Source organism: Variovorax sp. P1_H2 (genome assembly GCF_056405295.1).
This window is the reverse complement of sequence record NZ_JBFUCJ010000005.1, coordinates 59,368-73,487: the sequence shown is the minus strand read 5'-3', so window position 1 is coordinate 73,487 and position 14,120 is coordinate 59,368. Positions and strand designations below refer to the sequence as shown.

Below are 14,120 nucleotides of genomic sequence, written 5' to 3'. Positions count from 1 at the left end.
CCGGCGGCGCCGCCTCGGCTCAGTCCGCCGGCTTGATCAGACCGAGGATGCGGGCGCGAACCACGACCTGCTTGCGGGTCCCGGCATCCAGCTTGGCGAAGAGGTTCTTCACGTGCCACTTGATGGTGGTCTCGCCGACCTGCATGGCGCGCCCGATCTCCTTGTTCGACAGGTTGCGCGCCAGCAGCTCCAGCACCTCGCGCTCCTTCGGCGTCAGCACCATGCCGTAGGACGCGGCCGGGCGCGCTGCCTCGGGCTCCTTCGCTGCCGGCCCGGCATTCGGCGCGGAACCGGGCGCGAGCGGCTCGCGCCGGGGCCCCTCCGCCGCGACCGTGCGCACCCACTCCCCGAGCTCCGGATGGGCGTCGGCGAAGACCCGCCGAAGACCGTAGGCATCCGCCAGGTCCACGGCTTCGCGCAAGCGGGCCTGCGACGGCTCGCCGCAGCGGTTCAGGGCGAAGGCGTGCAGGCCCAGGATCTCGATGTGCAATCGGCCCTGCTTGAGCGCCCGGGCCAGTCGGTCGGCGCGCGCCAGCGGCTCGAGCGCGCCGCGCCAGTTCTTGTCGGCGATCGCCGCATAGCCGTGGGCGAGGTCCTGCAGGATCTCGACGCTGCGCCGCAAGAGCCGCCCCTGAGGCCATGCGTCGCCGCTCAGCAGCGCGTCGATCTGCGCGCAGAGCTCGCGGCAGCTGCGTGAGCGGTACCGTCCGGCGTGCAGGCGCACCTGTTCGGCCAGGCTGGCGATGCGCAGGCGCGGCAGCCCGCGGGCCGCGCCGGCCGCGTCCAGGGCGCCCAGAAGCTCGAGCGCGCGGTTTTCGGCGCCCTCGGCCGCCGCGATCCGGGCCATGGTCCGGTAGGCGAGCAGCAGCGACTCCGGCAGGCCGCTGTGCTCGAGAATGTCGAGCCGATCGGCCAGCAGCGCGATCGAGTCGGCGGGGCGATCGCACTCCCAGGCCGCCGCGGCCAGCAGCGCCGCCAGCATGCAGCTGAAGCGATTGCGCCGCCCCAGGTCGGCTTCGGCGCTCGCCACCGCCGGCCGCAGCAGGCTGTCGGCGAGCAGCACCTGGCCCTCCCAGAGGTAGCTGAGCCCGATGATGAACTCGCCCCAGCGCCGGGTGTATCCGACGCCGCGGCCGAAATCACCGGGCGGTGCCTGCTGTTCGCGCAGGCGCGCCAGCGCCGGCTCGCCTTCGAGCAGCGCGCGGTACGCCGTCCGGTTGGCATGCACCTGCAGCAGCATCGGATCGCGCAGCGGGGCGGCCTGAGCCCATGGATCGTGAAGGGCCGCAAAACGGTCCGGATCGTCCGCGAACAGCGCGGCGCCGCCGAGGATCAGCGCGCATTCGCAGCGAAGCTCTTCGCCCACCCCGGGCTGGGCCAGGATCCGCGCCACCAGCCGCCCGGCTTCCTCGTGGCGCTCGCTCACGGCCAGCGTCCATGCGGCAGCCAGCAGGAGCCGAGGCCGCCGGTCCAGCTCGTCGGCCGGCAGCTGCGCGAGCCATTCGAGCACCGCCCCCTGGCGGCCGTGCCGCATGATCGACTCGTAGAGGCTGCGCTCGGCCAGCCCATAGGCCTTCTGGTGCTCGCCCGCGGTCAAGGCGTGCCGGGCGGCGTATTCGAGCAATCCGTGCTCGGCCAGCCAGTGCGCCGCGCGCGCATGCGCATGGGCCTGCTGCTCCGGCGTCAAGGCCGAGAATTGCTTGCGCAGGACGTCGCGCGCGAGGGTGTGCATGCGCAGCCAGTCGCCGCGCTCGGCGGCAGCGAAGACCGGCGTGTCGCGGCTCAGGCGCGCCAGCCGCTCGGTGGCGTTGTCGCAGTCCGTGACGGCGCGGCACAGGTCCGGGTGCAGGTGGTCCAGGATGGCGATGCGAACGAGGAAGTCGCTGTCGCCGGGATCGAGATTGGCCAGCAGCAGTTTGACGAAATGGTCATGCAACTCGCCGTCGAGCACCGCCATGCGGGCGACGTCGGCGCGCGCATCGACGCCGCGCGAGATGACCGTCAGGGCCAGCTGAAGGCCCAGCGGCCAGCCTTCGGTCAATGCGTGCAGGCGGGCGGCGGTATCGTTGTCGACCCGTACACCCAGGCGGCCGCGCACCAGTTCCATGGTTTCGTCGAGCCGGAATCGAAGCGCGGCAGGCCCGATCACGACGCATTGCCCGTAGGCGATGAGATCGTCGATGTCCAGCCGGCAATCGGGGCGCGCCGCGACGATCACTCGCAGATTGGGCGGCGCATTGCGCAACAGGTAGCCGAGGGCTTCGCGCGACGCCGTCGGCAGGCGATCGGCCTCATCGACGACCAGCACCACATCCAGCGCCGACTGGGCCAGCTCGGCCAGCCACACCGTGATGCCCTCGAGACCGCCGGGACCGACGGCTTCGAGCAGCGTGTGGCCGAAGGTCGAGCGCCCGGCACTGCGCCGGACCGACAGCGCAAGGGCCTGGGCCAGCCGCTGGGGGTCGTCCTGCGGCTGGGCCGACAGCCAGGCGACCACGGCGCCATGCGACAGATGCTCGAGCCGCCACTGCGCCAGCAAGGACGTCTTGCCGAAGCCCGCCGGCGCTTGAACCAGCAAGGCGGGGAGATCGCGAATCGCGGCCTCGGTCGACAGCAGGCGCGCACGCGAAACAAGATGGCGGGGTACCCGTGGAGGCGAGACCTTGAGCAGCAAATCGTCGTCGACGGAACCACGGGTCACGACAAGTTTTCCTCTCGGAGCCTGCGCAAGCGGGAAGGCGCGCTGCCCGGTACGAATCGGGGGATTCACCCATGCTTCGACGCACGGGGCAGCCGTGCAGCTGCGGGGATTCTAGCTTCGCCATGGCGGCCGAAGCGCCCCGCGTGCACACGCACAGCTCGGCCCTTCACTGCGCCGCCGGCCCCAGCAACAGGAAGGCGATGCCGAAGGCCAGCAGGAACGCAATCGAGGCCAGCTTGATCGCGACGCCGAAGGCGTGCAGGCGCCCGATGCCCAGGCGCGAGCGAAGCCACTCGGTCTCGACGCCGAGGTACCAGATCACCGCGCTGCTGGTCATCGCGGTGGCGACGATCGGGAAGCCGAGCCGCGCGAAGACCGACAACGCCCCGGGGCGCTCCGGGTGGCGCACGCGCCCGAACTGGCGCAGCATCCAGGCTCGGGATTCGCCATGACCACGACCTGTGCCGGCTGCGGCGCCGAAGTGCTGCCCTCCTCCTCCTTCTGCCAGCGCTGCGGACGCCGGCTGGAGGCCCCTCGGCCGGCCGACCCCGACCCCACGGCCGACCGGCGGCAGGTCACGGTGCTGTTCGCCGACCTGACCGGCTTCACGGCGCTGGCCGAGGAGCTCGACCCCGAGACCGTGCGCGCCTTCCAGAATGCCCTGTTCGAGTCCATGGCGCAGGCCATTGCGCACAGCGACGGCTTCGTGGAGAAGTTCGTCGGCGACGCCGTCATGGCGGTGTTCGGCGCCCCGCGCGCGCACGAGGACGATCCCCTGCGGGCGCTGGAGGCGGCCCAGGACATGATGCAGCGCGTCGACCGCCTGAGCCGGCAATGGGCGGCCCGCCTCGGCCGTCCCGTGACGCTGCACATCGGCGTCCACAGCGGCCCGGTGGTCGCCGGCAGCCTGGGCAGCGGCGCCGGTGGGGCCTATGCGGTCACCGGCGACACGGTCAACACGGCCTCGCGGCTGCTCACGGCCGCGCAGCCGGGCACGGTGCTGGTGTCGGAGGCCACCTGGTCGCTGGTGCGGCACCGCTTCGACTTCGAGCCGGCCAGCGAACTGGCATTGCGCGGCAAGGCGCAGCCGATGCGGGTCCACGCACTGCGCGGCGCACGCACCGACGCGGTCTCCGCGCGCGGCCTCGCCGAACTCGGGCTGACGGCGCCGCTGGTCGGTCGCAGCGAGGCCATCGAGCGCCTGGCGGCCGCCTTCGACCGCATGCAGGCGGGCCAGGCCCAGCTGGTCTGCGTGGTCGGCGAGGCCGGCGCCGGCAAGTCGCGCCTGCTGGCCGAGCTGTTCGCTCGCCTCGAAGGCGATGGCCGGCTGGCCGGCACCGGCGTGCGCCGCACCACCTGCTCCTCCCACGGCGAGCCGACCTACGGCACTTTCGGCGCCCTGTTCCGCGAGGTCTACCAGGTCGACGCCGACGACTCGCTGGAAGTGGCCCGCCACAAGCTGCACCAGGGCCTGCTGGCCCTCGGTGCCGATGCCGACGAGGTCGACGCGGTCGCACGGGTGGTGAACCACCTGCTCGGCATCGAGGAAGCCCGGCCGCGCGACATCGAGCCCGAGCAGCTGCAGCGCCAGATCACACTGGCGGCCCGTGCGCTGCTCGAGCGCCGGCTGGCGCGTCAGCCGGTGTTGATCGTGATCGACGACATGCAATGGGCCGATGCGGCATCGGTCGACCTGCTGCGCGAGGTGATCGACCAGCTGGCCGACCGGCCCCTGATGCTGCTGGCCGCGCAACGTCCCGATGCTCGGGCGCTGCGGCCCGCGCGGGCCGAGCATTCGGTGGTCGAGCTGGGCCCGCTGAGCGACCGGGACGCCGGGGCGCTGGTGAGCCACCTGCTGGGCGCCGCGGCCGACGACGGCCTGGCCCCGGTGCGCGAACTGGTGGCGGCACGCGCCGGCGGCAATCCCCTGTTCGTCGAGGAGATCGTCCGCAGCCTGGCCGGTTGCGGCCTGCTGGTGCGCCGGGGCGAGCGCTGGATTTGCGAGGCCACGCACGAAGCGGTGGACGTGCCGCCGACGCTCTACGGTCTGCTGCTGTCGCGCATCGACCGGCTGGACGCCGAAGACCGCCGGATGCTGCAGGAGGCGGCGGTGCTGGGCGCCGACTTCGATCCCGCCCTGCTGCAGCGCATCGCCAGCGACCCGCCGGCGACCGAGGCCGCACTGGGACGGCTCGCGGCGGCCGACCTGATCCGGGCCCAGCCGGCGAGCCAGCCCCGCTGGCGCTTCACGCACGCATTGCTGCACGAAGTCGCCTACCAGAACCTGCTGCTGACCCGACGCACCGAGCTGCATCGGCGCGCAGGCTGCGCACTGGAAGAAGCGTTCGGGGTGGACCGCGACGCGCCGACCGATGGCGAAGGCCGCGGCCCGCTGCGCCTGGCCGAGCTCGAAGCGCTCGGCCACCACTGGAGCCTGTCGCCCGACAAGACACGCGGCGCCCGCTACCTGTTGGCCGCCGGCGACCGGGCGCGCGCCGTCTACGCCAACGACGACGCGATCCGCCACTATGAGCGCGCACTGCACACGCTGGCCGAAGAGCCGGCGCAGACGCCGGCCGCCGCTTCCGGCGTCGAGTCCCTGGTGCTCGACGCGCGCGAGCGGCTCGCCGACCTGTACGGGCTGCAGGGGCGCCGCGCCGAAGCACTGGCGCAATACGAACTCGTGCAGCGCGCCGCCGAACAGCGGCGCGAGCCGGTGCGGGCCGCACGCGCCTTGCGCAAGACCGGCGGCCTGCATTGGGAGGCCGGCGAGCGCGAGCGCGCCAGCGCCTGCTTCAGCGCCGGCCTGGCGCAGCTGGGCGAGCAAGGCGACCCGATCGAGCGCGCCCACCTGTTCCAGGAGATGGGCCGGCTCGCGTTTCGTGCCGGCGACAGCTCCGCCGCCCTGGCGCTGGCGGAGCGGGCCCTGGCCGAACTGCCCGCCGACACGCCGGAACGCAGCCGCGAGGCCACCGTCGTGCGTGCCGAGGCCTGCAACACGCTTGGCGTCGCGCTGGCGCGCCTGGGTCGTCCCGCCGAGGCGGTGGCGCAGATCGAAAGCAGCGTCGCCCAGGCCGAGGCGCACCAGTTGCTGCAGGCGGCCTGCCGCGGCTACACCAACCTCGGGGTGCTGTATGCGACGCTCGATCCGCAGCGCAGCATCGAGACCTGCCTGCGCGGTCTCGAGACCGCGCGCAAGGTCGGCGACCTCGGCTTCCAGTCGCGGCTGTACGCCAATCTCGCGGTGGCCTACTGCGCCCTGACCAACCGCTGCGAGGAAGAAGGCATCGAGGCCGCGCGCGCTGCCGCCAGCCTCGATCGCCGGCTCGGACTGCTCGACCACCTGGCGGTGCCCCTGATCGTGCTGGGCCAGATCTACCAGTGCCATGGCGACCAGGCACGGGCCTTCGCCTCCTACAACGAGGCGTTGCAATTGGCCGAGCAGATCGACGAACCCCAGCTGCTCTTTCCCTGCTACGATGGATTGGCGACGTTGTACCTCGACGCCGGGCGCATCGCGCAGGCCGAAACCTACCTGGCCAAGGCACAGGCTGTCTGCGAGCGCGCCGGGCTCGAGCCCGACGCCTTGATGGTGCTTCCGTTCCTCTGCTGAACCTGCCGGAAGGAGCCTCGAACATGACCTCCGCGATGATTTCCCCCGTGGCACCCGGCGAGGCCGCCCCCGACTTCGCACTCCCGACGGTGGCCGGCCCCGGTATGGTGTCGCTGGCCGACTACCGAGGCCGCAGCCCCTTGCTGCTCTCGCTGATGGTCGGCCTCTGGTGCCCGTTCTGCCGGCGCCAGCTGGTGCAGCTCGGCAAGTTCGAGGTCAAGCTGAAGTCGCTCGGCATCGAGAGCCTGGTGGTGGTGGCCACCGACCCCGAGAACGCCCGGCTCTACTTCAAGTTCAGGCCGACCCCGCTGCGGCTGGCCTCCGACCCTGCCCTGTCGACGCATCGCGCCTACCGGGTACCCAGGCCCGAGCCAACGCCCGCCCTGCTGCAGGCACTGCAGGAAATCCGCGTCAACCCCACGGGCGAGCTGCCCGAACCGCTGCCGATCCCGGAGGCCGCCAAGGCCATCGAAAAACTCGACGGCTATGTCTGCACGCCCACCGACCTGGGCGACGTCGACCGGCAATGGCCGCAGCTGAAGGCCCTGTTCATGATCGACCGCGACGGCATCGTGCGCTGGCACGACATCGAATGCGCCCGCGAGGGGCTGGCCGGCATCGGCAAGCTGCCCTCCGAGGACATGATCCTCGACGCGGCGCGCGCCTGCGTCGCCTGACGGGCCCCCACGCTCCGCACTTCGTGTCGTCGCTGCCCCCCGAGGGGGCCGCAGGCCGCCTTGGGGCGGCCCGGCGCCGGCCTGGGCCCCCACGCTGCCCCACTGTGTGTGGGTCGCTGCCCCCCGAGGGGGCAGCAGGCCGCCTTGGGGCGGCCCGGCGCCGGCCTGGGCCCTAGCTTCCCAAAGGCGCCGGCCGGCTCGACGCCATCAGCGATTCGAGCCGCTGGCGGTCGGCGATCAGGCGCGAGGTCACCAGGTTGACGACCTGGAAGCCGAAAGCCGGATTCTGGAAGTAGAGCTGCTTGAAGGTGGTCTCGTCGATGCGCAGCACGGTGCAGTCGGTCGCGCAGCGTGCGGTCAGCGTGCGACGCTTGTCGGGGGCGAAGAAGGCGATCTCGCCGAACAGGCGCCCGGCCTCCATCATCTCGCTGATCTCGACGAACTCGATCCGGCCGGAGGCCAGGAAGTACAGGTGGCGGGCCGTGTCGCCCTTGTGGAACAGCACGCGGCCGGCCTTCATCCGCCGGCTGCGCATGTAGGGCCTGAGCCAGACACCGGACAGGTCGTTCTGGGCCGCCGCGGCCGTCACGCGGCGCGTGAGCCGAACCATCTCCGCGGTACGCCAGACGTTGATCGGCAGCAGCGCCCCGTGCAGCAGCATCATGATCAGCGATGGATGGAGCGCCCCGTAGAGCAGGAAGCCGAGGTTGCCTCCCACCGCCAGGCAGCGCAGCGGGATCATGGTCTTCACGAACGAGCTGACCACCACCAGCGCCCCGGCCACCGCTGCCGAGCACACGGCGACGACGCCGGCCGGCGTCGAGATCGACGACGCCAGACTCGCCATCGCGGTGTCCCACAGTGCCTGAGTTGCCATGCATGCTCCTTGTCTCGGCCCATCGCCTCGCGCCCGATTGTGCGACCACCCCGCCGATTCTCAACGCGGCATTTCCCGCCCGGCCATCCACGCTACGCCCCGGGAACCCACCGTGGTACCTTGCCGCCATGCGATCCGCGCTCACACCCTGGCCGCGCATGCCAGGCCCCGCCGTTCCCTTCGACTCGATCGTCGCGCTGCTCCAGTCGCTGGTGCGCACGCCGAGCCGCGCCGGCATCGATGCACCCGCACCGGTGATGCACTGCATGCAAGACTGGCTCGACGCCCGCGGCCTGGCCTTCCGCCGGCTGTGCGATGCCGATGGCGAGGCGCTCGGCCTCTATGCGGAGGTGGTCGGCGCCCGGCCGGGCGGCCCATGGACCGTGCTCGACGCCACGCTCGACACCGCGGGCTTCGGCGACGCCGCGACCTGGAAAGGCCCGCCGACCGAACCGAGGATCGAGGACGGCTGGCTCCACGGGCGCGGCAGCGCCGACTCCAAGGGCGGCGCGGCCCTGTTCGCCCACCTGCTGCAGGACTTCAGCCACGCGCGGGACCGCTTCGCCGGCCGGATCGGCGTGCTGTTCGACCTCGACGAGCATTCCGGGCGCTTCGGCGGCGCGCGGGCCTTCTTCGACCACCCGCCGCCCGGCGGGCCCGAACCGAGGCCCGACGGCGTCATCATCGGCTACCCGGGCATGGAGCGGATCGTCACCGGCGGCCGCGGCTTCCTGCGCGCGCGCCTCACGGTGCACGGCGTCGCCGCCCATTCCGGCGCCACGCGCCGGCGCGGCCTCAATGCCATCACACGGGCCACGGCGCTGGCGCGGGCACTGGAGGCCGTCCCGTTGCCCCGGGCCGACCCGGCATTCGGCCTCGCGCCCCAGTTGACGCTGACCGGCATCCAGGCCGGGGACGGCGGCTACAGCCAGGTGCCCGACCGCTGCGAACTGCGGGTGGACCTGCGGCTCACGCCCGGCTTCGCCGACACCCAGGCGCGCCAGCTGGTGCAGCGCACGGTCGATCGGCAGGACGCGGCCTGCGCCGGCACGGCGGCGACCGAGATCGAATGGGCCGCCGGCTGGCCGGCCTACCGCGTGCCCGACGCGAACCCGATGGTCGCGGCCTTGCGCGAGGCGAGCCGCGCCGAGCTGGGCGCCGAACTGCCGACCACGGTGGCCGGGCCGTCGAACATCGGCAACTACCTCCATGGCCTGGGCGTGCCGGCGCTGTGCGGCTTCGGCCTGCGCGGCGAGAACATCCACGCGGCCAACGAGCGCATCGCGCTCGACAGCATCGAGCCGGTCTACCGGATCTATCGCGACGCGCTGTATCGATTGCAGTGCGGCTAGGGGCGGCCCGGCGCCGGCCCGACAAGTCCTAGGCCAAGGCCCGCAACTCCCGCAGCGCGACCGACAGCATCGCCGCGTCCGGCACTGCCACGGCACGCAGTTCCCCCATCAGTTGCGCGGCACGCTCGAGCGCCCGGCCATTGCCGGCCTGCCACGTCTCGATCAGCGCGGCCGGCGCTTCGGCCTCGCCGCCCCCCGCAAGCACCGCGCCGGTGATCGCGCGCTGCAGGCCCGACAGGTCGTCGAGCATCGCGCCCTTGGCGAGCATCTGCCAATGCTGGTCGCCCGGCAATGCCGCGATCCGGTCGCGCAGCCACGGCATGCCGAGCCGGTTGGCGAGCTCGAAGTAGATCGCCGCGGCCACGGCGACCGGCCACCTGGCAGTGCCGGCGATTTCCGCGATGTCGAGCGTGGCGTACAGGGAATCGAAGGTGACGACACGCTCGGCCAGTTCGCGCGGCACGCCGCCGGCCACGTAGTGAGCGACCGCCGCATCGACGCGGGCGCGCTCATCGGCGTCCAGCAGTTCGGTCAGGCGCGCCGACAGCGCGTCGACGTTCGGCGTGAAATGCTCGATGGTCGCCGCCATGTCTTCCTTCAGGCGCCGCGAGCGCAGGAACCACTTGGTGCCGCGTTCCAGCTGCCGGCTGGTGTCGATGAGCAGGTTCGACTGCACCGCGTCGTCGACGCGGTTGTCGAGCGCCTCGATGGCCAGCCACAGCGGCACCATGCCGAAGATCTCGCGGCTCATCAGGTAGGCGCGCACGATCTCGAACGCGCGGGCGCCGGTGGTCTCGACCAGGCGGTGCACGAAGGTGCTGCCGACGCGGTTGATCATGCTGTTGGTCACGTGGGTGGCGATGATCTCGCGCCGCAGCGGATGCTTGGGCATGTAGGCCGCGAACCTGTCCTTGAGCAGCGACGGAAAATAGCGCTCGAGCGCGGTCGCGACCCAGGGGTCGTCCGGCAGCGGCGAGGCCAGCAGTTCGTCGTAGAGCCAGATCTTGCTGTAGGCGAGCACGACGGCGCGCTCGGGGCTGGTCAGCCCCTGGCCCTTGGCCCGCCGCTCGGCCAGCTCTTCGTCGGACGGCAGGTACTCGATCGCGCGGTTCAGGCGCCCGGCTTTCTCGAGGTACTGCATGAAGCGGGTCTGCGCATCGAGCAACTGCGGCGCGATGCGCCCGGTGACCGACAGCACCTGCGTCTGGAAGACGTTGTCGCGCAGCACCAGCGCGGCCACGTCGTCGGTCATCTCCGGCAACAGCGCGTTGCGCTGCTTCTCGGTGAGCTCGCCTTCGGCGATGGGCAGGCCGACCAGGATCTTGATGTTGACCTCGTGATCGGAGGTGTCCACCCCGGCCGAATTGTCGATCGCGTCGGTGTTGATGCGCCCGCCCGCCAGCGCGAACTCGATCCGGCCCAGTTGCGTGCAGCCGAGGTTGCCTCCTTCGGCGAAGACCTTGCAGCGCAGCTCCCTGCCGTTCACGCGCAAGGCGTCGTTGGCGCGGTCGCCCACCTGCGCGTGGCTCTCGCTCGACGCCTTCACGTAGGTGCCGATGCCGCCGTTGTAGATCAGGTCGACCGGGGCCTTGAGGATGGCGTTGACCAGATCGGTCGGCGCGAGCGCATCGGCATCGAGGCCCAGCACTTGCTTCACCTGGGGCGTGAGCGCGATCGACTTGGCGCTGCGCGGATGGATCCCGCCGCCCTCGGAGATCAGCGCCGCGTCGTAGTCGGCCCACGACGAACGCGGCAGCTTGAAGAGGCGCTCGCGCTCGGCGAAGCTCTTGGGGACATCGGGGCTCGGATCGAGAAAGATGTGACGGTGGTCGAAAGCCGCCACGAGCCGGATGTGCCTCGACAGCAGCATGCCGTTGCCGAACACGTCGCCCGACATGTCGCCGATGCCGGCGACCGTGAAGTCGGTCGTCTGGGTGTCGATGCCCATCTCGCGGAAATGTCGCTTCACCGATTCCCAGGCGCCGCGCGCCGTGATCCCCATGACCTTGTGGTCATAGCCCACCGAGCCGCCGGAGGCGAACGCGTCGCCGAGCCAGAAGCCGTATTCCTTGCTGATGCCGTTGGCATAGTCGCTGAACGTGGCCGTTCCCTTGTCGGCCGCGACCACCAGGTACGGGTCGTCGCCGTCATGGCGCCTGACCTGGGGCGGCGGCACGAGCGCCTCGCCGACGCGGTTGTCCGTGATGTCGAGCAGGCCGCGCAGGTAGTCCTGGTAGCAGGCCACGCCTTCGCGCAGGTAGGCATCGCGATCGCTCGGCGGGGGTGCGAGCTTGAGCACGAAGCCGCCCTTCGAGCCCACCGGCACGATCACGGTGTTCTTGACCATTTGCGCCTTCACGAGGCCCAGTACCTCGGTGCGAAAGTCTTCCAGCCGGTCGGACCAGCGCAGTCCGCCGCGCGCCACGCGGCCACCGCGCAGATGCACGCCTTCGAAGCGCGTCGAGTAGACGAAGATCTCGAACATCGGCTTCGGCGCCGGCAGGTCGGGCACCTTCGCCGAATCGAACTTGAACGACAGGAAGCTGCGCCGCTTGTCCGCCGCATCCCGGCGCCAGAAGTTGGTCCGCGTGGTGGCCAGGATCAGCGCGAGGAATTTCCGCAGCACCCGGTCTTCCGACAGGTTGGCCACGTCCTCGAGCGCGGTCTCGATCTCGCGCACCTTCTCGTCGGCAGCACCTTCCGCGCCGGCCGGCTGCGCGGGATCGAAGCGCAGCTTGAACAGTTCGACCAGCGCGCGCGCAATTCGCCCGTTCGCCGCGAGCGTGCCCTCGATGAACGACAGCGACAGCGCGAATCCGATCTGCCGCATGTACTTCGCGTAGGCGCGCAACACGACGATCTCGTGCGCCGGCAGACGCGCTACGAGCACCAGGCGATTGAAGTCGTCGTTCTCGACCGCGCCGGAAGAAACGGCGGCGAAGGCCTCCTCGAACACCGGCCGCAGCGCGTCGACCTCGGTGTCGGCGTCGGCAGCGCCGAGCACGCTCTGCAACCCGAAGTCATGGACCCAGATCGGCGCCGCGCCCTCAGGCGCCAGCCGGTGCGGGTGCTCGTCGAGCACCTTCATCCCCAAGTGTTCGAGCATCGGCAGGCTGGCCGACAGGACGAGCGGCCCGCCGCGCCGCAGCACCTTGAAACGCAAGGTGCCGGGCGGTGCCTCGAGCGGCCGGTAAAGATTCATGCCGAGCGGCTGCGCGTCGGTCAACCGCTCCATCAGTTCGATGTCGTGCACCGCGGCCCGCGCCGCGAACTCGTCGCGGTAGCCGACCGGGAATGCACCACCGAACCGGCGCAGCAGTTCGCTGCCGCGCGCTTCGCCGGTCGCCTCGGTCAATGCCGACTTCAAGTCGTCGTCCCAGCGCCGGGCCGCGGCGGCCAGGCGCTGCTCCAGTTCGCGCACATCGAAGGGCGGGATGCTGCCGGGCTTGGTGCGCACGACGAACTGGATGCGTGCCAGCACCGACTCCGAGAGTTGAACGTTGAACTCGGAACTGGTGCCGTTGAAGGCGTCCATGAGAATCGATTGCCACTTGTGGCGCAGATCGGTCGTGTAGGTCTCGCGCGGCGCGTAGATCATGCAGGCGAGGAAGCGCTCGAACTGGTCGCGCCGCACGAACAGGCGAAAGCGCTGGCGCTCGCCCAGGTGGAGGATGCCCATGGCCGTGTGCAGCAGGTCGTCGGCGTGGGTCTGGAACAGCTCGTCGCGCGGATAGGTCTCGAGGATGTTGTCGAGCGCCTTGCCCGAGTGGCTGCCGCTCGCCAAACCGGCGCGCCCGACCACGTCGGCCACTTTTCGCCGCAGCAGCGGAATCTCGCTCGGGTTGGCGCTGTAGGCCGTGGAGGTGAAGAGGCCGAGGAAACGGTCCTCGCCGCAGACCAGGCCATCGGCATCGAAGCGCTTGACGCCGATGTAGTCCAGGTAGCCGGGCCGGTGCACGGTGGAGCGAGAGGTCGACTTGGTGACCACCAGCAGTTCCGGCCGCCGTGCGTGGGCGCGCACCTCCGGCGGCAGCGCGGCGAAGGCGGCCGTCACGTCCTTGACCGGCTCACGCAGGATACCCAGGCTCGAATCCGGCACGATCCGCAGCGCGTCTTCGCCCTCGACCGTTTCCAGTTCGTGGCTGCGGTGACCCAGGAAGGTGAAGTGGTCGTCGGCCAGCCATCGCAGGAAGGCCAGTCCCTCGGCGAGTTCCTGCGGCGGGATCGGCGGCGGCCGTTCGTCGAGGCCCTGCGCGATGGCCAGCACGCGCTGCTGCATCTTCTCCCAGTCGGCCACCGCCAGCCGCACATCGCCGAGCACGCGCGTCAGGTCGGCAGCCAGTGCCTCGAGGCGGCTCGCGTCCGCCACGCGGTCCACCTCGACGTGGATGAAGGACTCGCGGCAGGCGTCGGGCGGCGCAGGATCCGCGGCCAGGCCCTGAAGGATGCCTTCGCCATCACGCTTCACGGCCACGAGCGGATGGATGATCAGGTGCAGGGTGAGTCCATGGCGGTTGACTTCCATCGTCACCGAGTCGACGAGGAAAGGCATGTCGTCGTTGACGATCTCGATCAGGGTGTGGGTCGACTGCCAGCCGTGCTCCGCGATCGTCGGGTTGTACACGCGCAGCCGCGCGCGCCCCGGTTCGCGCTTGCGCGCGAAGTTCCAATGCGACAGCGCAGCGCCATAGAGGTCCGCCACCTGGCGTTCGTCAAGGTCTTCACGGTCGACCTGGCCGAAGTACTGCCGGGCGAAGGCAGAGAGCAACTCCGCAGGATCGCCCGCGACCTTGGTGCGGATAAGTTGGATCACCTCGTCCACGCGTTCGACCCTGCGCCCGGTCTCGGTTGCATCGATCTCCATGCTTGTCTCCTTGCCGACCTTCGATCGGGCTGGTTT

Annotated in this window: 7 protein-coding genes; 3 read left to right on the top strand and 4 right to left on the bottom strand. The window is 70.9% G+C overall.

Features of this window, described 5'->3' with window-relative positions:
* Positions 1 to 19: 19 nt before the first annotated feature.
* Together AC1D2E_RS03525 and AC1D2E_RS03520 are read right to left on the bottom strand one after the other, a co-directional pair.
* Entirely contained in the window at positions 20 to 2,701 is a 2,682-nt protein-coding gene (locus AC1D2E_RS03525; protein WP_478196118.1) for a helix-turn-helix transcriptional regulator, read from the bottom strand.
* Between the two features lie 166 nt (positions 2,702 to 2,867).
* Entirely contained in the window at positions 2,868 to 3,131 is a 264-nt protein-coding gene (locus AC1D2E_RS03520; RefSeq protein ID WP_478196117.1) for a hypothetical protein, read from the bottom strand.
* 18 nt (positions 3,132 to 3,149) lie between these two features.
* On the opposite strand from AC1D2E_RS03520, the gene AC1D2E_RS03515 reads away from it, so the two are divergent.
* On the top strand, positions 3,150 to 6,314 hold the full coding sequence (locus AC1D2E_RS03515; protein WP_478196116.1) for an ATP-binding protein: 3,165 nt from the start codon (positions 3,150 to 3,152) through the stop codon (positions 6,312 to 6,314).
* 23 nt (positions 6,315 to 6,337) lie between these two features.
* Positions 6,338 to 6,991 carry a peroxiredoxin family protein gene (locus AC1D2E_RS03510; RefSeq protein ID WP_478196115.1) on the top strand — a complete coding sequence of 218 codons (654 nt, stop codon included), beginning with the start codon at positions 6,338 to 6,340 and terminating at the stop codon, positions 6,989 to 6,991.
* Between the two features lie 172 nt (positions 6,992 to 7,163).
* Here the strand turns inward: AC1D2E_RS03510 and AC1D2E_RS03505 are convergent, their stop codons facing one another.
* On the bottom strand, positions 7,164 to 7,868 hold the full coding sequence (locus AC1D2E_RS03505) for a Crp/Fnr family transcriptional regulator (RefSeq protein ID WP_478196114.1): 705 nt from the start codon (positions 7,866 to 7,868) through the stop codon (positions 7,164 to 7,166).
* Between the two features lie 158 nt (positions 7,869 to 8,026).
* Between AC1D2E_RS03505 and AC1D2E_RS03500 the strand changes: the two genes are divergently transcribed.
* Complete coding sequence (locus AC1D2E_RS03500) at positions 8,027 to 9,220, top strand: M20 family metallopeptidase (RefSeq protein WP_478196113.1); 1,194 nt, start codon at positions 8,027 to 8,029, stop codon at positions 9,218 to 9,220.
* A 28-nt stretch (positions 9,221 to 9,248) separates the two neighbouring features.
* On the opposite strand, the gene AC1D2E_RS03495 is transcribed toward AC1D2E_RS03500, so the two are convergent.
* Complete coding sequence (locus AC1D2E_RS03495; RefSeq protein ID WP_478196112.1) at positions 9,249 to 14,084, bottom strand: NAD-glutamate dehydrogenase; 4,836 nt, start codon at positions 14,082 to 14,084, stop codon at positions 9,249 to 9,251.
* Between the last annotated feature and the right edge of the window lie 36 nt (positions 14,085 to 14,120).

What these genes read in the sequence shown, in the direction of transcription:
- AC1D2E_RS03505 (WP_478196114.1), bottom strand. Translation starts at nt 7,868, where the DNA reads ATGGCAACTCAGGCACTGTGGGACACCGCGATGGCGAGTCTGGCGTCG.
- AC1D2E_RS03500 (WP_478196113.1), top strand. Translation starts at nt 8,027, where the DNA reads ATGCCAGGCCCCGCCGTTCCCTTCGACTCGATCGTCGCGCTGCTCCAG.
- AC1D2E_RS03510 (WP_478196115.1), top strand. Translation starts at nt 6,338, where the DNA reads ATGACCTCCGCGATGATTTCCCCCGTGGCACCCGGCGAGGCCGCCCCC.
- AC1D2E_RS03520 (WP_478196117.1), bottom strand. Translation starts at nt 3,131, where the DNA reads ATGCTGCGCCAGTTCGGGCGCGTGCGCCACCCGGAGCGCCCCGGGGCG.
- AC1D2E_RS03495 (WP_478196112.1), bottom strand. Translation starts at nt 14,084, where the DNA reads ATGGAGATCGATGCAACCGAGACCGGGCGCAGGGTCGAACGCGTGGAC.
- AC1D2E_RS03515 (WP_478196116.1), top strand. Translation starts at nt 3,150, where the DNA reads ATGACCACGACCTGTGCCGGCTGCGGCGCCGAAGTGCTGCCCTCCTCC.